Annotated in this window: 15 protein-coding genes; 14 read left to right on the top strand and 1 reads right to left on the bottom strand. The window is 65.3% G+C overall.

Annotated elements, in window-relative coordinates; translation table 11 throughout:
- Positions 1 to 69 precede the first annotated feature (69 nt).
- From B2527_RS14410 to B2527_RS14365, 10 genes are all read left to right on the top strand, one after another.
- A complete protein-coding gene (locus tag B2527_RS14410; RefSeq protein WP_293714981.1) occupies positions 70 to 1128 on the top strand; it encodes a LacI family DNA-binding transcriptional regulator in 1059 nt (352 codons plus the stop codon).
- 43 nt (positions 1129 to 1171) lie between these two features.
- Positions 1172 to 2479 (top strand): L-fucose:H+ symporter permease, encoded by a 1308-nt coding sequence (gene fucP, locus B2527_RS14405; RefSeq protein ID WP_293714978.1) that lies wholly within the window; start codon positions 1172 to 1174, stop codon positions 2477 to 2479.
- Between the two features lie 6 nt (positions 2480 to 2485).
- A complete protein-coding gene (locus tag B2527_RS14400) occupies positions 2486 to 3481 on the top strand; it encodes a carbohydrate kinase family protein (RefSeq protein WP_293714975.1) in 996 nt (331 codons plus the stop codon).
- On the top strand, positions 3478 to 4710 hold the full coding sequence (locus B2527_RS14395) for an AGE family epimerase/isomerase (RefSeq protein ID WP_293714972.1): 1233 nt from the start codon (positions 3478 to 3480) through the stop codon (positions 4708 to 4710). The genes B2527_RS14400 and B2527_RS14395 overlap by 4 nt, the downstream gene beginning before the upstream one ends.
- A gap of 255 nt (positions 4711 to 4965) precedes the next feature.
- Complete coding sequence (locus B2527_RS14390) at positions 4966 to 7599, top strand: beta-mannosidase (protein WP_293714970.1); 2634 nt, start codon at positions 4966 to 4968, stop codon at positions 7597 to 7599.
- Positions 7599 to 9032, top strand: coding sequence for a glycoside hydrolase family 47 protein (locus B2527_RS14385; protein WP_293714967.1), 1434 nt, complete (start codon positions 7599 to 7601; stop codon positions 9030 to 9032). Before B2527_RS14390 ends, B2527_RS14385 begins: the two co-directional genes overlap by 1 nt.
- 310 nt (positions 9033 to 9342) lie before the next feature.
- Positions 9343 to 10005, top strand: coding sequence for a response regulator transcription factor (locus B2527_RS14380; RefSeq protein WP_293714965.1), 663 nt, complete (start codon positions 9343 to 9345; stop codon positions 10003 to 10005).
- Positions 10002 to 11834, top strand: coding sequence for a sensor histidine kinase (locus tag B2527_RS14375; RefSeq protein WP_293714963.1), 1833 nt, complete (start codon positions 10002 to 10004; stop codon positions 11832 to 11834). Before B2527_RS14380 ends, B2527_RS14375 begins: the two co-directional genes overlap by 4 nt.
- A gap of 102 nt (positions 11835 to 11936) precedes the next feature.
- Positions 11937 to 14078 (top strand): hypothetical protein, encoded by a 2142-nt coding sequence (locus B2527_RS14370; RefSeq protein WP_293714960.1) that lies wholly within the window; start codon positions 11937 to 11939, stop codon positions 14076 to 14078.
- A 403-nt stretch (positions 14079 to 14481) separates the two neighbouring features.
- Entirely contained in the window at positions 14482 to 15570 is a 1089-nt protein-coding gene (locus tag B2527_RS14365; protein WP_293714958.1) for a serine hydrolase domain-containing protein, read from the top strand.
- 128 nt (positions 15571 to 15698) lie between these two features.
- Here B2527_RS14365 and B2527_RS14360 read toward each other — a convergent pair whose 3' ends face one another.
- The gene (locus B2527_RS14360) at positions 15699 to 17894 is read right to left on the bottom strand and encodes a primosomal protein N' (protein WP_293714955.1); all 2196 of its coding nucleotides are present in this window, start codon (positions 17892 to 17894) and stop codon (positions 15699 to 15701) included.
- Positions 17895 to 18319: 425 nt separating this feature from the next.
- On the opposite strand from B2527_RS14360, the gene B2527_RS14355 reads away from it, so the two are divergent.
- The 4 genes from B2527_RS14355 to sppA all read left to right on the top strand — a co-directional run bounded on the left by B2527_RS14355 (position 18320) and on the right by sppA (position 23357).
- On the top strand, positions 18320 to 19321 hold the full coding sequence (locus B2527_RS14355; RefSeq protein WP_293714952.1) for a hypothetical protein: 1002 nt from the start codon (positions 18320 to 18322) through the stop codon (positions 19319 to 19321).
- A complete protein-coding gene (locus B2527_RS14350; protein ID WP_293714950.1) occupies positions 19308 to 19874 on the top strand; it encodes a DUF3106 domain-containing protein in 567 nt (188 codons plus the stop codon). Before B2527_RS14355 ends, B2527_RS14350 begins: the two co-directional genes overlap by 14 nt.
- A 141-nt stretch (positions 19875 to 20015) precedes the next feature.
- Entirely contained in the window at positions 20016 to 21380 is a 1365-nt protein-coding gene (locus B2527_RS14345) for an MATE family efflux transporter (protein WP_293714948.1), read from the top strand.
- Positions 21381 to 21449: 69 nt separating this feature from the next.
- Complete coding sequence (gene sppA, locus B2527_RS14340) at positions 21450 to 23357, top strand: signal peptide peptidase SppA (RefSeq protein ID WP_293714945.1); 1908 nt, start codon at positions 21450 to 21452, stop codon at positions 23355 to 23357.
- The last annotated feature ends 324 nt before the right edge of the window (positions 23358 to 23681 follow it).

Below are 23681 nucleotides of genomic sequence, written 5' to 3'. Positions count from 1 at the left end.
GGAACGGGCAGCGCAGGCGCTGGCCGTGATCCTTTAGGCTTGGCGCATCCCGCAACCGCAGTCGAGCCGATGAAAGACACTCCCCCCGGCGCCAAGGGCGCACGCAAGGCAGGCCAACGCGCCGTCACCGTTACCGACATCGCACAGGCGGTGGGCGTGTCGCGGGCGACCGTGTCGCTGGTGCTGCGTGGCAGCCCGCTGGTCAATGTCGACACCCGCGCCAAGGTCGAGGCAGAGCTGCGCAAGCAGCGCTATGTGTACAACCGCACCGCTGCCAACCTGCGTCGCCGTACCTCATCGTCGATCGCGCTGGTGATCAATGATCTGTCCAACCCGTTCTTCGCCGAGTTTGCTTCCGGCGTGGACGAGGCATTGGGTGGCAAGGGCTTCGTCACCCTGCTCGGCAGCACCGGCGAATCGCCGCAGCGGCAGCAAGCGGTGTTGAGCACCTTGATGGAACACACGCCCACCGGCTTCATCCTGTCGCCGGCCGAAGGCAGTGACGCCAATGCGCTGCGCCAGGTATTGGGTGCGCATGCCAATGTGCTGCTGTTCAACCGCGAACTGGCCGGTGCCGAATGGGATTTCCTCACCCTGGACAACCAGCAGGGCGCTTACATGGCGACGCGCCACCTGATCGAACGCGGTCATCGTGACATCGCGTTCTTTGGCGGGCATGGGGCATCCAGTTCCTGCGCGCAGCGCCGCCTGGGTTACCAGCAGGCATTGAGTGAGGCCGGTTTGCCCTTCCATGCGGACTGGCTGATCGAGTCCGCACCCAACCGTCTGGAAGCGGCTGCACGTACCGGTGAATTGTTCGAATGCGCACAGCGGCCCAGCGCGGCGGTCTGCTACAACGACACGGTTGCATTGGGCCTGATGCTGGGCCTGACCTCGCGTGGCATACGTCCGGGCGGCGACTTCGCCGTTACCGGCTTCGACGATATCTCCGAAGCCGCAGTCGCAGTGCCGCCGTTGACCACGTTGACCGCAGATCCGCGCGAGCGTGGCCGGCAGGCTGCAGCCTTGTTGCTGCAGCGCCTGGACAACCCCGATGCAGCACCGATGCGCACCGTCGCACCGGTGCAGCTGCGGATCCGCGAAAGCAGTGCAGCAAGACCAAGCTGACTCCTCAACCCCATCTCCCGATTACCGTATCCAGGCAGCCCACATGCACATACCAACATCGCCGTCATCTACATCGAGCCAGTCGGCGCCCGTGGTCAATACGCGTGTGGCCATGGCGGTGGCGACGACCATCTTCTTCATGTGGGGCTTCCTGACCTGCCTCAACGACATCCTGATCCCGCACCTGAAGTCGGTGTTCGAACTGAACTACACGCAGGCAATGCTGGTGCAGTTCACCTTCTTCGGTGCCTACTTCCTGATGTCCTTGCCGGCCGGTCGGCTGGTGGCGCGGCTGGGCTACAAGCAGGGCATCGTCGCCGGTCTGGTCATTGCCGGCATCGGTGCGCTTGGCTTCTGGCCGGCGGCTGAACTGCGCGTCTATGGCGCCTTCCTTGCGGCCTTGTTCGTGCTGGCAACCGGCATCACCGTGCTGCAGGTAGCGGCCAATCCCTATGTGGCGCTGCTTGGCCCGGAGCGCACCAGTTCAAGCCGCCTGACGCTGGCACAGGCGCTGAACTCGCTGGGCACCGCGATCGCGCCGATCTTTGGCGGCATGTTGATCCTGGGTAATACGGTGAAGAGCGCCGATGAGCTGACCGCGCTGCCGCTGGCTGACCAGTTGGCCTACCGCGCGCAGGAAGCGCAGTCGGTACAGGGGCCGTATCTCGGCCTGGCAGTGGCCCTGTTCCTGCTGGCGCTGTTCGTGTTCCTGTTCCGTCTGCCGGCGCTGAGCGAGAACAGCGAACAGGCCGACAGCGCACGCCACAGTTATGGCGATGCGCTGCGTCACAAGCACCTGCTGTTCGGCGTGCTGGGCATCTTCTTCTACGTGGGCGCCGAGGTCTCGATCGGCAGCTTCCTGGTCAACTACCTGTCGCTGCCCAATATCGGCGGCTTCAGTGAGCAGCAGGCCACGCACTACGTGTCGCTGTACTGGACCATGGCGATGATCGGCCGCTTTGCCGGTTCGGCGCTGCTGGTGCGGTTCTCGCCGCGCAAGCTGCTGGCCCTGTTTGCCTTGATCAATGTGGGCCTGCTGGCCTTGACCATGGGCAGCGAGGGCAAGCTGGCGCTGTACTCGGTGGTGGCAATCGGCCTGTTCAACTCGATCATGTTCCCGACCATCTTCGCGCTCGGTATCGAGCGCCTGGGGCCGTTGACCAACAAGGCTTCCAGCCTGTTGATCATGGCCATTGTCGGCGGCGCGGTGGTGCCCTTCCTGCAGGGCGTATTGGCCGACCGCATCGGCGTGCATCACTCCTTCGTACTGCCGTTGCTGTGCTACGGCTACATCATTTTCTACGGGCTGGTCGGTTCGCGTACCAGCACCGGTGTTACCCAACAGGATTAAGGCCAGATGGGCAAGATTGTTTGTTTCGGCGAAATTTTGATCGATCTACTAGCGCAGCCGCCGGCCTCGGTGGACACCCCGCGCGCGTTTCTGCAGTACGCCGGCGGCGCCCCTGCCAACGTCGCGGTGGCCGCCGCGCGGCTGGGTGCCAGCAGCCATTTCGCCGGCATGCTGGGCCGCGACATGTTTGGTGACTTCCTGCTGGAAAGCCTGCAGCAGGCCGGTGTCGAAACCGACTGCGTCGTGCGCACCGACGCAGCCAAGACCGCCCTGGCCTTTGTCGCGCTGGACGCACATGGCGAGCGCAGCTTCAGCTTCTACCGGCCGCCGGCGGCGGACCTGCTGTTCCGCGCCGAGCACTATCTGCCGGCCTGCTTTGATGGCACGGCCTGCTTCCATGTCTGCTCCAACAGCCTGACCGAAGCGGATATTGCCGCGGCCACGTTCGAAGGCATGCAGCGTGCTCGCGCCGCTGGCGCCGTGGTCAGCCTGGATCTGAACCTGCGCCCTGCGCTGTGGCCGGCGGGTGTCGATCCCTCACCGCGGCTATGGCAGGCGCTGGAACGCGCCGACCTGATCAAGCTCTCGCGCGAGGAACTGGATTACCTGGCCGCGCCACTGGGCACCGATGGCGAGGTGCAGGTGTTGCAGCGCCTGCTTGCCGCGCAGGCACGCTGGGTGATCATCACCGACGGTGCCGGCACGCTGCGCTGGTACACCCGCCACGGCCAAGGCGAAGTGCCCAGCTTTCGCGTGCAGGCGGTGGATACCACCGCTGCGGGTGATGCGTTTGTCGGCGGCGTACTGGTGGGGTTGGTCGAGCGCGGTGGCGCAGGCGCGGGTTTCGCCGCGTTCTGCCAGACCCCGAACGCGATCAATGGCACGCTGCGCTTTGCCGCAGCGGTGGGCGCATTGGCGGTGACCCGCAAGGGCGCCTTTGCTGCAATGCCAACCTTGAACGAAGTACAGCAGCTGCTGCAGCAACAGGAAGCCCTCGTATGACCACCACGCCCAACTTCCGCTCCCCGGCCTTCCTGCGCGCGCATATCGCCGACACGATGGCCTTCTACCATCCGCATTGCATCGATGCCGATGGCGGCTTCTTCCACTACTACCGCGACGACGGCAGCATCTACGATCGGAGCCATCGCCACCTGGTCAGCAGCACCCGCTTCGTCTTCAACTATGCGATGGCCTACCGCGAGTACGGCAATGCAGAGTATCTGGATGCGGTGAAGCATGGCGTGCGCTACCTGCGCGAGGTGCATCGCAATCCGGCCACTGGCGGCTACGCCTGGACTCTGCGCGATGGCAAGGTCGAGGACGACATGAACCACTGCTATGGCGTGGCCTTCGTGCTGCTGGCCTACAGTTGTGCGCTGAAGGCCGGCATCGAGCAGGGCCGCGAGTGGATGGACGAGACCTGGCAGCTGCTGGAACGCCACTTCTGGGAGCCGCAGCACGGCCTGTACCGCGACGAAGCCGACGCCAACTGGAACTTCACCGGTTACCGCGGCCAGAACGCCAACATGCATATGTGCGAAGCCATGCTGGCTGCGTTCGAGGCCAGTGGCGAACAGCGCTACCTGCAGCGCGCCCTGCAGCTGGCTGACAACATGACCCGCCGGCAGGCGGCCAAGGCCGGCGGGCTGGTCTGGGAGCACTACGACATCGATTGGAACATCGACTGGAACTACAACCTGGACAATCCCAAGCACCTGTTCCGTCCGTGGGGGTTCCAGCCCGGTCACCAGACCGAGTGGGCCAAGCTGCTGATGATCCTCGACCGTCATGTTGATGCCGATTGGCTGGTGCCGACTGCGCGGCATCTGTTCGATACGTCGATGGTGCGTTCGTGGGACGAAGCGCGCGGCGGCCTGTATTACGGCTTTGCGCCGGAATCGCGCCGTCAGCCCAACATGGATGGCGCGGCGATTGGTGGCGACAGTTTCGTATGCGATGGCGACAAGTATTTCTGGGTGCAGGCTGAGTCGTTGGCGGCCGCCGCGCTGCTGGCCAAGCGCACCGGCGATGCCGGCTACTGGGAGTGGTACGAGCGGCTGTGGGCGTACTCTTGGCAGTATTTCGTCGATCATCGCTACGGCGCGTGGTTCCGCATTCTCGACGCCGACAACCGCAAGTACGACGACGAGAAGAGCCCGGCCGGCAAGACCGATTACCACACCATGGGTGCCTGCCACGAAGTGTTGAATGTGGTGCGCGAGGTCTGACGAATACTGTTCGTGCAGTGCTCGCAATAATCCAGTCGTCGTCCCCGCGAAGGCGGGGATCGCTCTGGCTCAAGGCTCCAGTAGTTGAATTCAGAGCAAGAACAGCTTTTGTTTTTTGGTTTGTCGGCCGTTGCTACTCGGTTTAAAAAGCGGAAGCAGCACCAGGGAGGAGATGGCATGCAGCAAGCGCATACGAAGTTTGGATCGATACAAATTCTCGCTCAATGCGCATGCCGGGGCCTGTTGCTGTGCGCGTTGTCGCTGGCTTCCAGCGCAGCCGTGGCCGCACCATTGCAGGCGCAATGGAGCTTCCGTCTGCTGCCCGGTGATGCGCAGCTGCAGGCACATCCCGGCATGGATGCGTGGAAGCAGGCGACGGTGCCGGGCAGCGTGCATACCGATCTGATGGCTGCTGGCTTGATCAGCGATCCCTACGTCGGCGCCGCCGAAGCGGGTCTGCAATGGATCGGCCTTGGCGACTGGGAATACCGCGCCCGCTTCGACGTGGATGCCGCAACCCTGGCGCGTCCACATGCCGAGTTGCGTTTCGATGGCCTGGACACCTTTGCCGAGGTTCGCCTCAACGGCCAGCCGCTGCTGAAGGCCGACAATGCGCACCGCACCTGGCGTGCTCGCGTCGATGGCCGCCTGCGCGCACAGGGCAATGAACTGCAGATCGTGTTCCGCTCGCCCATCCGCACCCTGCTGCCGCAGGTGCAGGCGATGCCGCACAAGATTGCCGGCAACTATCCTTCGCCCTACGGCGATGAGCCCAAGGACGCGATGGTCGGCAACTTCGTGCGCAAGCCGGCCTATCACTTTGGTTGGGATTGGGGCCCGCGCTATGTCACTGCCGGCGTGTGGCGACAGGTGCATCTGGATAGCTGGAATCAACAGCGCATCACTGATCTGGCGGTACGCACCGATGCGCTGGATGCTAACAAGGCTGACTTGAACGTTCTGCTGCAGGTGGAGCAGGCGGACAAGGCCGATACGCAACAGGTCGTCATCGACGTGCGTGACCCGGACGGAAACTTGGTCGCGCATATCAAACGTGATGTTGCGCTGACGCCGGGCGAGAACATCGTGTCGCTGCCGTTGCAGATCGACAAGCCGCGCCGCTGGTGGCCGGTGGGTTATGGCGCACAGGATCGCTACACCGTGCAGGCGCGGCTGGGTGAGGGCAAGCAGGACGCGTTGACGTCCAGCATCCGCATCGGCCTGCGCACCGTGCAGCTGCAGCGCGAAGAGGACAAGGACGGCGGGCAGGGCTTCGGCTTCGTCATCAATGGCGTGCCGGTATTCGCCAAGGGGGCGAATGTCATTCCGTTTGATGCCTTCGCGGCACGGGTGACGCGCGAGCGCCTGCGCCGCGACCTGCAGGCCGCGCGCGATGCCAACATGAACATGCTGCGCAACTGGGGCGGCGGTTACTACGAAGACGATGCCTTTTTCGATATCGCCGACGAACTCGGCCTGCTGGTCTGGCAGGACTTCATGTTCGGTGGCGGCATGCAGCCCGGCTATGATCCCGCTTTCCGCGCCAACGTGGTGGCCGAGGCGCGCGACAACATCCGTCGTCTGCGCCACCACCCCAGCATCGTGCTGTGGTGTGGCAATAACGAGGAAGAAACCGCGTGGAAGGACTGGGGCCACGGCAAGACCCTGAAGGAAGCCGACCCGGTGTTTGCCGCGAAGGTATGGCAGGGCTATGTGGACCTGTTCGGCACGGACCTGCGCAAGGTCGTCGCCGAGGAAGGCCTGGGCGTGCCGTACTGGGCCAGTTCGCCCAGCAATGACCTGGATACCAAGGCCAATGATTCGCGTCGCGGTGACAAACACTACTGGGAAGTCTGGGGCAACCCGGCGCTGCCGCCGACGGCCTATCTGAAGGAAACCCCGCGCTTCATGTCCGAGTACGGTCTGCAGGCCTGGCCGCAGCTTTCCACGGTCGACGCCTTTGCCACCGCGGACGAACAGCGTATCGATGGGCCGGTGATCGAAGCCCACCAGAAATTCCTCGCCGGCAAGGGCAATGAGCGCCTGCTGCACTACATCGAGATGGAGTTCGGCACGCCGCGCAACTTCGCCGACTTCGTCTACCTGAGCCAGATGATGCAGGCCGAGGGTATTGAGCTGGCGGCACTGCACCACCGTGCCTCGCGTCCGTACACGATGGGCTCGCTGTACTGGCAGCTCAACGATGTGTGGCCGGGTGCGTCCTGGTCCAGCGTGGATTACTACGGCAACTGGAAGGCGTTGAACTTCCATGCCCGCCGCTTCTTCGCCGAGATGGCGGTGGCGGCCTTGCGCGATGAAGGCAGTACCCGCGTGAGCCTGCTCAACGATGGTGCTGACGCAGTGCAGGCGCAGTGGCGTCTACGTGTACTGGATTTTGACGGCCGCCCGTTGCAGCAGCAGCACAAGGCCATCCGCTTGCCGGCCGGCGCGGCCACCGAGGTGGCGCGCTTCAGCGATGCCGAGCTGCTGCAGGGCGCCGACCCGCACCGCACTGTGGCGGTGTTCGAGCTGCTGCGTGGCGACACGCTGATCGCGCAGCGCCTGGTCTATTTCACCGCCGCCAAGCAGCAGGCGCTGCAGCCGGCACAGCTGCACAGCGAGCTGCGCGCCGAAGGCGATCACTACCTGCTGGAGCTGCGCGCCGACAAGCTGGTGCGTGGCATCTGGATCGGCTTCAACAACGCCGATGCCAGCGTCGAGGACAACGCCTTCGATCTGCTGCCCGGGCAGACCCGCACGCTGGTCGTGCGCAGCACCGCACCGCTTTCCACCCTGCGCACAGCCCTGCACCTGCAGACGCTGGGCGACACCCTGCAGTTCCGTCCCGTTGCATCGCAAGACAACGCTTCCGTCGAGAGGATCCACTGATGACCCGTTCCCTGCGTACCGCCCCCCTGGTCGCCGCGCTGATGCTGGCGCTTTCCGCCTGCAGCCAGCAGGCCGCCGCTCCCGCCACCACCCCGGCTGCACCGGCTGCTGCCGCTGCGCCGGCCGATGCCGCGCTTCCTGCCGTCGATGACGCCGAAGCCGCCCGCATGGCCGAACAGGTCCGTGAGGCCACCCGCCACGCCTGGCAGGGTTACATGCAGTACGCCAAGGGCCACGACGACCTGAAGCCGCTCAGCGGCCAGCCGCGCGACTGGTATCCCAAGCCGCTGCTGATGTCGCCGGTCGATGCCCTGGACACGCTGCTGCTGCTCGGCCTGGACAAGGAAGCCAACGAAGCGCGCGAGCTGATCGTCACCCAGCTGTCCTTTGACCAGGACATCGACGTGCAGAACTTCGAGGTCACCATCCGTCTGCTCGGTGGCCTGCTGTCGGCCTACCAGATGACCAACGACGAGCGCCTGCTCAAGCTCGCCGATGACCTGGGCACGCGCTTGTCGCCGGTGTTCGACAGCCCGACCGGCCTGCCGTACACCCACGTCAACCTGCACACCGGCAAGACCAGCGGCAAGATCAGCAACCCGGCCGAAACCGGCACGCTGCTGCTGGAGTTCGGCACCCTGGCCAAGCTCACCGGCAAGCAGGCCTACTACGACAAGGCCAAGCGTGCGCTGGTGGAAACCCACAAGCGCCGCTCCAAGATCGGCCTGGTTGGCCTGAACATCAACGTCGAGACCGGCGAGTGGACCAACAAGGACGCCTCGATCGCCGGTGGCATCGACTCGTACTACGAGTACCTGCTCAAGTGCTGGAAGCTGTTCGGCGACGAGGACTGCAAGAAGATGTGGGACGAGAGCATCGGCCCGATCAACCAGTACCTGGCCGATGAATCCCGCGAAGGCGAGCTGTGGTACGGCCACGCCGACATGGACACCGGCGCCCGCACCTCCACCACCTACGGTGCGCTGGACGCGTTCATGCCGGGCCTGCTGGCCCTGGGCGGTGACCTGGACCGCGCCAAGCGCCTGCAGGAATCCAACCTGAAGATGTGGCGCCTGCATGACATCGAGCCGGAGTCGCTGGACTACGCCAAGATGGAAGTGCGTTCGCCGAGCTACGCGCTGCGCCCGGAGATCGTCGAGTCGGCTTACTACCTGCACCACTACACCGGTGACGCGCGCTACCGTGGCATGGGCAAGGAATTCTTCGACGACTTCGTGCGCTACACCCGCACCGATCATGGCTTCGCCGCGCTGAAGGATGTCCGCAGCAAGGAGAAGGACGACTCGATGGAGAGCTTCCTGTTCGCCGAGACGTTCAAGTACTACTACCTGCTGTTCGCCCCGGCCAAGACCCTGGACTTCGAAGGCATCGTCTTCAACACCGAAGCCCACCCGCTGCGCCGTACCTGGTAAGAGCGAGCGAGAGCCAAGGCTACCCAGATTCATCCGGAGCAAGGCTGTTTCGTAGATTGTCCGGAGCCAGGCTTCCTCCCCTCTCCCGCTTGCGGGGTGAGGGGGGGCAGCTTGCGAACCGCAGGTTCGCTGCCCAACGAACGCCCTTGCGTCAACGCAAGGGCTGGGGCGCGGAGCGGGGCAGGGGATGAGGGCCGCCTCGCCTGACGATCCCAACGGAGGCAGCGTTTCTGCTCCAAGTGCCCCCCCTCACAACCCAGCCGTAAGAGCGCGCTAAACTCCGCCACAACACGGACCATGGCGGGGGCCGATGGAGCTGTCTTCCATCCTGATCATCGACGACGACACAGCTTGGCTGGCGAGGCTGGTCAGGCTCGTGTCCGAATTACTGACGGACCAACAGACACGGATTCACACCGCCGACAGCCTCGGCAGCGCCTTTGCACTCCTGCAAGCCCATCAGTTCGACCTCGCCCTGGTCGACATGCAACTACCCGACGGCACCGGCATCGAACTTGTCGGTTGGATGCAGCAGCATGTGCCGCAGCTGCAAGCAGTGATCGTGTCCGCGTTTGCCGAGGAAGAGAGCATCTTCGCTGCATTGCGCGCTGGCGCCGCAGGCTACCTGCTCAAGGACCGGGAAGACATCGAGCTGACGGTTGCGCTGCGCAGCCTGCAACGCGGTGGCGCGCCGATCGATCCGATGATCGCGCGGCGCATTCTGGCCTTGCTGCCAGCGGTTGCGCAGCGTCCAGTCGCTGCTCCAGCAGCGCCCGCCGTGCAGCTGTCCGAGCGAGAGCTCGGCATTCTGAACCACGTTGCGCAGGGCTACGGCAACCGCGAGATTGCCGAGTTGCTCGGCTTGTCGCGGCTCACCATCGAAGCCCATACTCGCAACATCTACCGCAAGCTGGCGGTGGGCTCGCGGACCGCTGCGGTATACGAGGCGCGCGCGATGGGACTGCTGCCTTGATCCGCTGGCTGTTGCTGCTGCTGTTGGCCGCTTGTGTGGGCAGTGCCAGCGCGCAGACAGCTGGCATCACCCGAATCAGCCACGCTGAAGCTGTGCGCGCTGACTGGCAATCGCCGGCAGCGCCTGTACAGGGCTGGGTGCAGGTGCCACTGGCTGACCAATGGCAGACGCGCTGGCCGGATCATGATGGAGTGGTCTGGTATCGCCTGCGCTGGCAGCAGAGCGATGCCAATCAACCAACCGGCTTGCTGCTGGATTACACCTGCATGGCGGGGGCCGTGTATCTCAATGGCAGCTTGATCGATCGCGATGCATCGCTGGTCGAACCGCTGTCACGCAGCTGGCATGTGCCGCGTTACTTCCTGCTGCAGTCGCCGCTGCTGCGGCAGGGTGAGAACGAGTTGCTGGTGCGTGTGTCCGGCCTGGCGGCTTACCAGCCTTCGCTCGGGGTGGTGGATGTAGGCGATCCGACGGAATTGCAGGCGCGTTATCGCAAGGAGATTTTCGTCCGCCACGACCTGCAGGTCCTGGATAGCGCCATCGGCTTGGTGCTGGCGGCGGTTATCGGCCTGTTCTGGCTGCTGCGGCGCAAGGAGTCGATGTACGGCTGGTACGCGCTGAGCGCAGTGTTTGGGCGCCTGTACGACAGCAACTTCTTTGCCAGCAGCCCGTGGCCGTTCGCCACCACCGATGCATGGCAGGCCTTCATTGGCGCCTGCTATGTGGCCGGCGCCGCCGCCCATACGGTATTCCTGCTGCGCTTCTGCGAGCGGCGCTGGCCGCGCCTGGAGCGCGTGTTGCTGGCCATTGCAGTGCTGGTGATGGCGGGTGCCCTGCTGTGGCCGCAATGGATGGGGCCGCATCGCAACGTCTATCTGGTGCCGACCATCGCCTTCCTCTACCTGGTCTCGTTCACCTTCATGGGCTATGCGCTGCGCAGCGGCCGGCGTGACTACCAGGTGCTGGCGCTGTGCATCATCCTGCCGATCGCGGTATCGCTGCACGATCTTGGCGTCTACATGGGCTGGTATGGCGGTGTCAGCTACCTGGGATCGTTCACCTCGCCGCTGATGCTGCTCGGCATGGGCTTCGTGCTGGCGTACCGCTTCGCCAATACCATGCAGCGGGTGGAAGGCTTCAATGCCGAGTTGCGCCATGAAGTGCAGCAGGCCACCACGCAGTTGGCGGATACCTTGCAGCAACAGCATGCGCTGGAGTTGTCGCATAGTCGCGCCGGTGAGCGCCTGCAGCTGGTGCGTGACCTGCACGATGGCTTTGGTGGCACCCTGGTGGGCGCAATCGCGCGCTTGGAGCAGGCGCCCGATGACATGCCACGGCAGAAGGTCATCGGTATGCTGCGCGAGATGCGTGACGACCTGCGCCTGGTCATCGACAGCACCGCTCGCGAGCAGGCGGATCTGGCCGAGCTGCTGGTGCCGCTGCGCCACCGTGCCAGTGGCTTGCTGGATGCGGTGGACATCCAGGCCCACTGGCACCTGCAGGACATCGATGGCATCGAGCTTGGAGCCAGCCGCAGCCTCGACCTGTTGCGGTTGCTGCAGGAAGGCCTGACCAACGTGTTCAAGCACAGCCACGCGCGGCGCGTGGATGTCTACCTGCGCAGACAAGGTGACCAGTTGCAACTGCATATCGACGACGACGGTATTGGGCTGGTGCAAGGTGCCAGTGGCAAGGAGGCATCGGGCACTGGTGCTGGGCTGGCCAGCATGCACCTGCGTGCACGCAGGCTGGGCGGCGAACTGCAGGTATCAGCCGCCGCCAATGGCAGCGGCACGCGGCTGGCGTTGCTGCTGCCACTGATGGCGTGATCAGGTGACGGTCCGGCTGGCTGCCGACTACCTGATTTCGTGGATGCGGGACATGTAGGCCCAACGGTAGGTTTGTCCCTTGCTGATTCGGGGGATCCTTCCATGAACCGTCCTGTCCTTGCCAAGGCTGCGCCGCTGGCCGTGCTTGCCATGCTGGGCCTGCTGCCGTTTTCGCCAGCGCAGGCTGCTGAAGTCGTTGGCGGTACCTCGCCGACCACGCCCTGCACCCAAGACGCCAGTACTGGTGCCATTGCCTGCCAGGAAGGCAGCCGGGTCGGCACGGATGGCAATCCGGGGCCGTCGCAGCCGGGCTGGACCAGTTCTGCTGGCGGATTGGGAGATGCCACCGGCAACACCGCCTTCGGGCAGGGCAGTTCGGTCGGTATGGGGGGGCAGGGCTCGAATGGGACCGCAGGGGGGACCGGCGGTACTGGTGGTAATGGCGGTGCCTACAACCTGGCGTTCGGCACCAACAGCAGTGCGGGTAACGGTGGCAGGGCCGGTCAGGGCAGCGCGGGTGGCACAGGCGGCAATGGTGGTGCCGGCGGCAACTACAACATCGCGTTGGGCAATGGCAGCCAGGCCGGCAACGGCGGCAACGGCAATGATATGTGCTGTGGTTTCCCGGGCCCCACGGGTGCTCCGGGCACGGACAACAACGTCGCCATCGGCAGGAACGCGATAGCCGCCGGTGGTGGCTCGGTGGCGCTGGGCTCTGGCAGCAGCGACGGTGGTCTTGCCGATGTGGTGTCGGTGGGGTCGGCTACATTGAAGCGGCGCATCACCAACGTTGCCGCCGGCACCGCTGGCAATGACGCGGTGAACGTCACCCAGTTGAACGCGGTGTCTGCATCCACCAGCAGTGGCTTGTCGGGCGTGGCGGCCTGGCTGGGCGGCGGTGCTGCGTACAGTGGGGGCGTGTTCACCGCACCCAACTATGCGATCCAGGGAGGGGTGCAGCACAGCGTGGGCTCTGCGCTTGGTGCGCTGGATACTGCGTTGACCAACCAAGGCGCGGACCTGCAGAACTACATCGACGCCGAAGCGGGTGCTGCGTTGGCAACGGCCAACCAATACACCGATACGCGTGAAGCAGGCATCCGCGCCGATCTGCTGGGCGCGGACGCAGTGTTGTTGACCACCGCCAACAGCTATACCGATGGCCGTGAGGCCGCCGTGCGGAGCGACATGGCAGCCAGCGCCAACACCACGCTGGATGCCGCGATTGCGCACGCCGATGCGCGTGAATCGGTGATACGTACGGACATGGCCGGCGCGGACGCGGCGACGCTGACCAGTGCCAACAGCTATACCGATACGCGTGAGGCGGCCATCCGCAACGACATCGCCGCCGGAGGGGACGCCACGCTGGATGCGGCCAACGCGCACACCGATGCGCGCGAGGCAGCGATCCGCACCGATATGGCCGATGCGGACGCGTCGACCCTGGCCAGCGCCAACAGCTATACCGATGCGCGTGAGGCGGCCATCCGCGACGACATCGTCGCCGGTGGCGCGGCCACCTTGGATGCGGCCAATGCGCATACCGATGCGCGCGAGACGGTGATCCGCACGGACATGGCAGCGGGCGATGCGGCAACGCTGGCTTCGGCGAATGCATATACCGATACGCGTGAGACTTCGCTGCGTGGTGACCTCGCGGCCGGCGATGCGGCCACGCTTGACTCCGCCAACCAGTACACCGACCAGCAGGTCGCCAACAGTCAGGCGATGGGGCTGCAGGCCGCGCGCGCGCATGCCGATGCCGGTGACGCCGCGACCTTGGCCGCGTCCACGGTTTACACCGATGCCCAGGTGGCGACCGTGCGCGGTGAGGTCAGTGCGGGGGATACGGCGACGTTGGCTTCTGCAAACCAGTACACCGATACAACCGCAGCCCAGACCCTGACCAGTGCCAATGCCTATACGGATAGCGCGCTGGCCGCGTTCAGCGACGACTTCACCCGTTTCCATGACGGCGTGGAGCAACGCCTGCGCCATCAGGACCGACGCATCGACCGGATGGGCGCGATGACATCGGCGATGACCAACATGGCGATCAACGCGGCCGGTGGCCAGAGCGCGCGCGGGCGCGTTGCGGTGGGCGCCGGTTTCCAGGGTGGGGAGCAGGCCTTGTCGATCGGTTATGGCGTGCGGCTGGGGGCGCGCGCTTCGTTCTCGCTGGGCGGCGCCTTTGGTGGCGGTGAGAAGTCCGCCGGTATTGGCTTCGGCGTTGACCTGTGATGTCGACGGCCGCGGACGCGTAGCGTGACGGCCCTTGCGTTGCCGCTGGGGATTCACCTGGTGCCAGCGCTTGCTATCGAGGCGAGCGCGGCTCCACAGCACCCCCGCATTCGCAACGGATCCTGGATCATCAACGATGCAGGGCTGCGTCGCGAGGTTGAACTGTCCATTGGGAGTGCGGCGTGGCACGTTGTCATCCGCGAGCAGAGGATGATGCAGCGGAGGCTGCAGCATTCCGGGCGCTGAGGTGCGGGGCTCAGCCCGGTCGAGGCAATGGCGAATGCCGGGTGCGGGTGATCGCCGGTTTAAACCTTTTGCCTGTTTCATGCATCAAAGTCTGGAGTCGGTGATCGCGACAGCCGCGATCCGACACATTTCCGCCAGCCACGACCCGAGCCAGACGATGCGACGTGCAACCTCCCGATACCTGTTGTGCCTGGGTGTGCTTCTCTGCGTGCTGCCTCTTCAGTTGGCCGCGGCGACGCTGGAGGCTGCCAATGAGGCGACACGGCGCTTCATTGTTGCCACCATGGAGGACAGAGGCATACCGGGGCTGCAGGTTGCGGTGGTCAAGGACGGCAACGTGGTGTTCTCGACGGCGGTGGGGCTGGCCAATGTCGAGAACAAGGTGGCAGCCACGCCTGCCACCCTGTTCCCCATCAACTCGGCGACCAAGGCATTCACCGGCGTGGCGGTCATGCAGCTGGCCGAAAGCGGGCAGCTTGATGTTGATGCGCCAATCTCCGCTTATCTGCAGCAACTGCCAGCCGCATGGCAGGCGATCCGTGTACGCCAGCTGCTGGCGCATACCTCCGGCCTGCCGGATATCGTCGATGCGCAGGGCCTGGTTGGTGGTGGCTCCGAAGCAACGGCATGGCAGCTGGTTGAGCAGCAGCCTATGCAGGCCTTGCCGGGCGCGCGGTTCGCCTACAACCAGACCAACTACGGCTTGCTGGCCAGGATCATCGCTCAGCGCAGTGGCAGGGCCTACGAGGACTATCTGGCGGACAACCAGTTCAAGCGTGTTGGCATGACGCACGTCGGGTTCGGTGACAGCTACGATCTGCTGCCGAACGCGGCGACCATGTACAGTTTTTTTCCACGCAGCAGTGATGCTGCCGGTGCACCGAAGCGACTTTCGCACTGGTTCTACGACATGCCACAGGGCTTGTGGGCCGGTGGTGGCATCCAGACCACTGCCGATGATCTGGCGCGGTGGTTGGCGGGCTTGTTGCAGCAGCGCGTGCTGCGTGCTGACAGCCTGACGCAGATGTGGACGCCAGAGCGTCTGAACGATGGCAGTGAAGGTGATTGGGCCGCAGGCTGGCCAGTATCGGGGCCGGCGGGAAAGCGCCAGATCAGCAGCTTCGGTGGCGCACGGGCGGCGTTCGTGGTCTATCCGGACGAAGGCCTGGCGGTGGTGGTACTGACCAATCTTGTGGGTGCCAACCCGCAGCAGTTCACCGATCAGATTGCCGATTTCTACAGATAAGAGCGTAGTGCCGAGCCATGCTCGGCAGAGGCTTTACCGGTAAAGCTCCAGCCGAGCATGGCTCGGCTCTACCGGGATCACGTGCATTTTCAGCTTCGCGGCTCGGGTCGCTCCTGCAAAGCACCAGATCAGTACAGATCCATCGGGTCCACGTCCAGCGACCAGCGCACGCGGCGCGCCTGCGGCAGGCCATAGGCCTGCACCATCAACCCATCCAGCGCTGCGTGCAAGGGGCGCCGCTGCCCGGCCGACAACAGCAACTGCGTGCGCTGGAAGCCGGCACGGCGTGGCATCGGTGCCGGCATCGGCCCAAAGCGTTCGACGTCGTTCTGTTTGGGCAGCAGTTGCTTGAGCGCGCCCAGAAATTCATTGGCCTGCTCCACCTGTTTGGCTTCAGCGCGCAGCAGCGCCATATGTGCGAAGGGTGGGAATCCGGCCGCTTCGCGCTGCAGCAGCTCGGCATCGGCAAAGGCGTGGTAGCCGCCGTTGACCAGGGTGTGCAGCAAGGCGTTGTCCGGGTGGTGGGTCTGCAGCCAGACCTCGCCGGGACGCTCGGCACGGCCAGCGCGGCCGGCAACCTGGATCAGCTGCTGGGCCAGTTTTTCGCTGGCGCGGAAATCGGCCGAAAACAGGCCTTCATCGATGCCGACCACGACTACCAGGGTCAGCTTGGGAAGGTCGTGGCCCTTGGCCAGGATCTGTGTGCCAACCAGGATGCCGGGCTGGTCGCCCAGCGTTGCCAGCGTCTGTTCCAGGGCATCGCGGCGGCTGGTGGTGCTGCGGTCGATACGCAGCACCGGGTAGTCCGGAAACAACTGCAGCAGGCGTTCTTCCAGGCGCTCGGTGCCGATGCCCTGCGGTTGCAGCGCCAGGCTGGCACAGTCGGGGCAGGCCAGGGGTACCGGTTGGCGCGCGCCGCAGTGGTGGCACTGCAGGCGGCGACCGCCACCGTGCACGGTCATCGGCGTGTTGTGCAGCGGCGTGCTGCAGCGCTTGCACGGGGCGGTCCAGCCGCAGTCATGGCAGAGCAGCACCGGCGCATAGCCGCGCCGGTTCTTGAACACCAATACCTGGCTGCCTGCCTTCAGGTGCTGCTTGATGCCGACCAGCACTTCCGGTGACAACCCATCCTGCAACGGGCGCTTGCGCACATCGAATACGCGCACGCCCGGTGGCTTGGCATCACCGGCGCGCTGTTGCAGGCGCAGATGCGTGTAACGGCCGCTGCGTGCGTTGTGCAGGGATTCCAATGATGGCGTCGCGCTGCCCAGTACCACCGGTACATTCAGTGCCTTGCCGCGCACCAGGGCGAAATCGCGTGCGTGGTAGCGGATGCCGTCCTGCTGCTTGTAGCTGCCGTCGTGTTCCTCGTCGATGACGATCAAACCGGCTTGCGGCAATGGCGTGAAAATCGCCGAGCGGGTACCCACGATGACCCGCGCCTCGCCGCGCGAGGCGGCTGCCCACACGCGCGCACGTTCGTTGTCGTTCAAACCCGAATGCAGTGCGTGCACGGGGATGCCCAGGCGGCTGCGGAAACGCTGCAGGGTCTGCGGGGTCAGGCCGATCTCCGGCACCAGCACCAGCGCCTGTTTGCCTTGTTGCAGGCAGTGGCAGATCGCCTGCAGGTAAACCTCGGTCTTGCCGCTGCCGGTGACGCCGTCCAGCAGGAACGGCTGGAAGCCTTCGGCGCCCTGCAGGGCATCGATCGCCTGTTGCTGCTGCGGGTTGGGGGACGGGCCAGGGCGTGGTTGCGCCTGTGGCATCAGCGCCGGCACCGCCACGCGCTGGGCGAAATCACGCTTGGCCAGCGCGCGCGCCGCCGTACGCCAGTCCTCCAACTGGGCGTCGAGCAGATCCTCGTTCACCGGCCCTGCTTGTAGCAGCGAGGCCAGCCGCTGCGGCCGGGTGTTGGCACGCAGCCGCGACAGGCCGTCGGCGCCGGCGTCGGTCAATTCCCAGGCCCAGCCGTGGGTATCCGGCAAGGGTTCACCACGCCGTAGGGGAGCCGGCAAGGCGGTGGCCAGCACTTCACCCAGTGGTGCGTGGGTATAGCGGCTAAGCCAGCGCAGCGAGGTCAGCAGTTCCCCCGCCAGCAGCGGCCGTTCGTCCAGCCATTCCTGTGCCGGGCGCAGCGCCTGCGGGTCATCGACCTGCCCCAGGCCTTCCACCACGCCGACCAGTTCCCGGTTGCCAAAGGGCAGGCGCAGGCGTCGCCCGATGTCGCCAACGACAGGGGCCGGGCTGGCGGGAGGGGGCAGGTAGTCGAAGCTTTGCGGCAGCGGCACCGGCAAGGCGACGCGCAGGGTGGGGCAGGCGGGCATGCGCCCAGTTTAGCTGTCCGTGCAGCGCTTCCGCGCGTTATTCACTTGCGTGTGCAAGCTGTGAGACTGTCCATAAATGCCGCGTAAACGCAGGCCCCGCTTGAGGATTTGGGCTTATCCACATTTCCTGTGGATAACTCTGTGGGTGAGCACAGTGCTCCACGCGCCTTGGGCGATGGATCAAGCCTTTGGGTCAACTTGGACAAAAAATAGCCACATTGTTTTTTATTTTAAAAACAATAACTTGTCCGTGAAACAAAAACGAAATGCAGCTTTGGCATGGCATTCGCGCGGAATTTGTTACGGCGTATTGACGCTGTGCACAAGTTGCGGCAGGGGCTGCTCCGCCACCGTGATGAGGGCGTGCAGGCCGTCGGCAGCTTGTCATGCGCTGAGTATCATCACGGCATGACGGAGTTCACATGATGGCTGCACCAGCCCCTCTTTCCCCGGCCGCAGCCAATGCTCTGTCCGCCTTCCTGCGGGGTGCTGAACGCCGCGCCTTGGTCGTGGCCGAGCTGCAGGCTGGCGATGCGGCCATTGCCGAGCGCGCGGTGGCGGTGGCCATGCGCGCCTTCGCCGGGCACGCCGCGCAGCTGCCCATGGCCGATTGGCCTGCCCGTTTCTGGGGCCTGTTGTGCAGTACCCCGCAATTGCTCAGCCCCCCGGCGACGGGGCAATGGGAGCCAGCGTTGACCCATCTGGGGACGTTGGCGCCGGCCGAACGCCTCGCCCTGCTGTTGCGTATTGGTGGCGGATTGGACGATGAGGCTGCCGCAGCGGTGCTGGGGGTTGCTTCGGCGGCCTATCGGCAAGCGCTGGCCGGGGCCTGCCCATTGGATGTGCACGGCCAGCCCGATGCCGGGGCATGGCGGCAGCTGGCCGAACAGGTGCAGGCGCGGGTCCGTGACCTGTCGGCGCCCCGTCTGCAGCAGCTGGAGCAACTGCGGGAATCGGTGCTGACCGGGGCAATGCCGGTCAAGCCGCAAACGCCAGCCCGCGTACCCGAACCGTTGGCTCGGCGCCGCCCTGCGGCGCCGCGCAAGCCGCGTGCGCGTTGGCCCCTGCGGACCTGGTTGTTGTTGTGCCTGCCCTTGCTGTTGCTGGCACTGGTTGCCGGCGGGTGGTGGCGCAGCCAACACCCCGCTGGTGTTGGCCCCGGGATTGGCAGTGGCCTGGGCGATGACAACCCGGTGCAGGTGGAAACCCTGGCGGACGACAGCAGCACCGCGGCGCCTGGCCCGGATCCTGACACCGCCGCCGATGCGGCCATGCTGGCCGACCCGGAGCTGGCGTTGGCCCAGGATGCCGATCTATTGGCCTGGTATGCCGCCGGTGGCCCACTACCGGTGGATGAATCTCAACCGCAGCCAAGCCGGCCCGAGCCGGCCGGCGCAGCCCTGGAGACGGTCGATGCGGAAAACTGAGTGGCTGCTGCCCGGGTTGTTGCTGGCTTTGGTCGCGCCGCTGCAGGCGGCCACCCCCACCGCGCTGCCGGGTATCCCGGCACCGCCACCCACTGTGCAGACAGCACCGGCGCAGCCCGCCTGGGCCAGCCAGTCCGCCGCGCACAAACGCGATGCGCGCGCCCGCTATGCTGCCTGGCAGGCGCTGCCGGACAGTGAAAAGCAGCGTCTGCGGCAGGCCGCTGCGGCGCTGGCGGCCATGCCGCCCGCACAGCGGGATGCATTGCGCGCTCGCTTTGCCGGCATGGACCAGATGCACCGGGATGCATGGCTGCTGGGCCCGCAGCTGGGCGTGTTCTACCCGCGCCTGCAACCCTTGCTGGGCTTTGTACCCGAGGCCGAGCGCGGCCCGGTGATGGCCTTGTTGCGTGCACTGGATGCCACCGAGCTGGAGCAGCTGAGCCTGATTTCGTTGCGCACGCCGCCGCAGGAGCGTGACGCTGTGCGTGCGCAGCTGCTGGGGCTGGCACCGGCGCAGCGCGGTGCCTGGCTGCGCGAAAAGGTCGGCCGGTAACCGGCCAGCGTGGCAGCAGATCAAACATTGCGTTCACCACAGGGCAGGGCGGTCATGGTCCGGCCACGGTAGAATGCGCACACTCCGCGACCCGGCAACCGCGCACTTCCTGCGCCGGCCGCAGTCCGCGTCTTCTGTTTTATGTCCACTGCTCCCGCTACGCCGCGCTTCCTGCAGGAAGTGCGGTCGACTGGTCTCCTCGCTCTGCCGTTGGTGCTGGGCCACGTCTCCACCGGCCTGATCGCCTTCGTCGACAACACCATCGCCGGCCATCATGGCACCGACACATTTGCCGCGGTCAGCATCGGCACTGCCTTGTTATGGCTGCCGATGCTGGTGCCGATCGGCACCCTGATCTCGCTCACCGCCTCGGTGTCGCAGCTGCACGGCGCCGGCCGCGAGCGCGAGATCGGCCCCCTGTTCCGTCAGGCGCTGTGGCTGGGCGTGGGCCTGAGCGCGCTGATGTTCCTGTTCCTGAGCGTGGTGCCCGCGTTCCTGCCCGCATTCGGCATCGCCCCGGAGATCGTGCCCGGCGCCACCGACTTCCTGCATGCCATCCGCTGGGGCGTGCCGGCGCTGACCCTGTACTTCTGCATGCGCTATCTCAGTGAGGGCATGCATTGGACCCTGCCGACCATGTTGATCGGTTTTGGTGGCCTGCTGGTGCTGGGGCCGCTGGGCTATGCCCTGTGCAACGGCAGGTTCGGCTTCCCCGAGCTGGGGGCCGAAGGCCTGGGCATCGCTTCGTCGGTGACCATGTGGGTGCAGGCGCTGGCCTTTGCCACGTACCTGTGGACCACCAAGCGCTTCGCCCACCTGCAGTTGTTCACCCATTTCGAACTGCCGCGCTGGCAGGCGATCTGGGACCTGCTGCGGACGGGGCTGCCGATCGGCATCACCGTGTTGATGGAAGGCGGTCTGTTCATCATCACCGCGCTGTTGATCGGCCGCATTGGTGCAACCGAAGCCAGTGCGCACCAGATCGCCATCAACGTCGCCCAGCTGTGCTTCATGATCCCGATGGGCGTGGCCGAGGCAACCACCGTACGTGTCGGCCATGCGGTGGGCAGCAACGATCCACTGGGCGTGCGCCGGGCGACCTGGGCCGGTTACGGCATCGTGCTGGTGACCCAGCTGGTGTCCATCACCGGCCTGCTGCTTGGGCACAACGCCGTCGTGCGCCTGTACACCGATGACCTGGCGGTGGCGGCGCTGGCGTCCACGCTGTTGCTGTACGCGGCCACCTTCCAGATCCCCGATGGCATCCAGGTGCTGTCGGCCGGTGCGCTGCGCGGCCTGAAGGACACCCGCGTGCCGATGTTCATCGCCATGTTCGCCTACTGGGGCGTGGGCATGCCGCTGGGCGCAGGCCTGGGTCTTGGCCTTGGCTGGGGCCCGCAGGGCATGTGGGTTGGCCTGATCATGGGTCTGACCGTGGCCGCCGTGCTGCTGGGCTGGCGCCTGCGGGTAAGCAGCCGGCGCCTGCTGTATCCGGCGGCACCCTGACTTAAAGGCCATACTGCGAGCCTTGCCAATGCGTATCCTCACCTGCAACAAGCCCGGACAGGAGTGTTCATGAATCCCCCCCCCGTACCACGTCGCAATCCCATTGCCACCTTTTTCGTGGGCCTGTGGGATGTAATGAACTTCACCCGCCGGTTGATCCTCAACCTGCTGTTCTTCGGCCTGCTGTTGCTGATGCTGGTCGTATTCCTGGTGGTGCTGGGCAAGGGCGCGTCCTCGGCCAAGGTCATGCAGGACCGCACCACGTTGGTGATCGCGCCGGAAGGCCGCCTGGTCGAACAGTTCAGCAGCGACCCGGTGAGCCGCGCGCTGGCCAAGGCGCTGGGCGACACCAAGGGCGAGGAGATCCAGCTGCGCGACCTGGTACGTGCCATCGAGGCGGCCAAGGACGACAAAAAGATCGAGCGCGTGGTGCTGCAACTGGACAAGCTGCAGCCCAGCGGCTTTGCCTCCATGCGCGAAGTGACCGCTGCGCTGCAGGAGCTGCGTGCAGCCAAGAAGCAGGTGGTGGCCTTCAGTGAAAACATGGGCCAGTCGCAGTACCTGCTGGCGGCGCAGGCCGACGAGATCTACCTGGACCCGATGGGTGGGTTGCTGCTGGAAGGCCTGGGCCGTTACCGCCAGTATTTCCGCACCGGCCTGCAGGAAAAGCTGGGCGTGGATGTGCACCTGTTCAAGGTGGGCGAGTACAAGTCCGCTGCCGAGCCCTACGTGCTGGACGCTGCCTCGCCGCAGGCCAAGGAAGCCGATCTGTTCTGGATGAACGACGTCTGGCAGCGCTACCTGGGTGATATCGCCAAGGCGCGCAAGCTGGATGTCGCGCAGTTGGCCGCCGGCATCGATACCCTGCCCGAAGGCATCGCCGCCGCTGAAGGCGACCTGGCCCGCTTCGCCCTGCAGCAGAAGCTGGTCGATGGCCTGAAGACCCGCGAGGAAGTGGACGCGCTGCTGACCGAGCGCGGTACTGCCGACAGCGATGCCGACGGTGGTTACCGCCAGATCGGCCTGAATGACTACCTCACCCAGATCGATGCCCGCCGCTCGCCGGTGGATTCGCGTCCGCAGGTGGCGGTGGTGGTGGCCGAAGGTGAAATCGCTGGCGGTGACCTGCCTGCCGGCCGCATCGGCGGCGTGTCTACGTCGGCCCTGCTGCGCGAGGCGCGCGACGATGACGACGTGAAGGCCGTGGTGCTGCGCGTGGATTCGCCGGGTGGTGAAGTTTTCGCTTCGGAGCAGATCCGCCGCGAAGTGGAAGCGCTCAAGGCCGCCGGCAAGCCGGTGGTGGTGTCGATGGGTGACATGGCCGCGTCCGGTGGTTACTGGATCAGCATGAATGCCGATCGCATCTATGCCGACGAATCCACCATCACCGGTTCGATCGGCATCTTCGGCATGATTCCCAACTTCGCCCGCAGCCTGGACAAGATCGGCGTGCATACCGATGGCGTTGGCACCACCCGTTTCGCGGGCGCGTTCGACGTAACCCGGCCGATGGACCCGGCCGTGGGCCAGGTGATCCAGTCGGTGATCAACAAGGGCTATGCCGACTTCACCGGCAAGGTGGCTGCCGCGCGCAACAAGCCGGTGGAAGCCGTGGATGAAGTCGCCCGCGGCCGCGTGTGGAGTGGTGCGCAGGCCAAGGAACGTGGCTTGGTGGATGCGTTTGGTGGCCTGAAGGCTGCCGTTGCCGATGCCGCTGGCCGCGCCAAGCTGGGTGAGAGCGACAAGTACCGTGTGCGTTACATCGAGAAGGCGGCCACGCCGTTCGCGCAGTTCATGACCGGCTTTGCCGGCAGCCGCGCCGGTGCCTGGATGCTGGCCGACTCGGGTATCGCGCGGATGATGCTGGCCCGGCAGATGCCGGAGCTGGACACCCAGCTGCGCTTCGTCGAGGATGCAGTGAAGGACCGCAATGGTGCGCCGGTGAAGTCGCTCGCATACTGCTTCTGCGGTTTGTAAGCGCGCGGGTGTAATGCATGGCAACAACGCCGCCCCAGGGCGGCGTTGTTGTTTAAGGGTAGTGCCGAACCATGCTCGGCAAGATGTCCCAGGTAGAGCCTATGCTGAGCGTGGTTCGGCACTACCGCTTTGCTCCCTCCCTTTCGCGTAGCGAAGGGGAGGGTTGGGGAAAGGTTGGTTTTCGCTGGTAAAGCCCCTGCCGAGCATGGCTCGGCACTACCGCTTTGCTCCCTCCCTTTCGCGTAGCGAAGGGGAGGGTTGGGGGAGGAGGTGGTTTTCGCTGGTAAAGCCCCTGCCGAGCATGGCTCGGCACTACCGCTTTGC

The organism is Stenotrophomonas sp. UBA7606 (assembly GCF_002477705.1).
Lineage (GTDB): Bacteria > Pseudomonadota > Gammaproteobacteria > Xanthomonadales > Xanthomonadaceae > Stenotrophomonas.
This window is presented reverse-complemented; position numbering and strand designations above follow the sequence as displayed.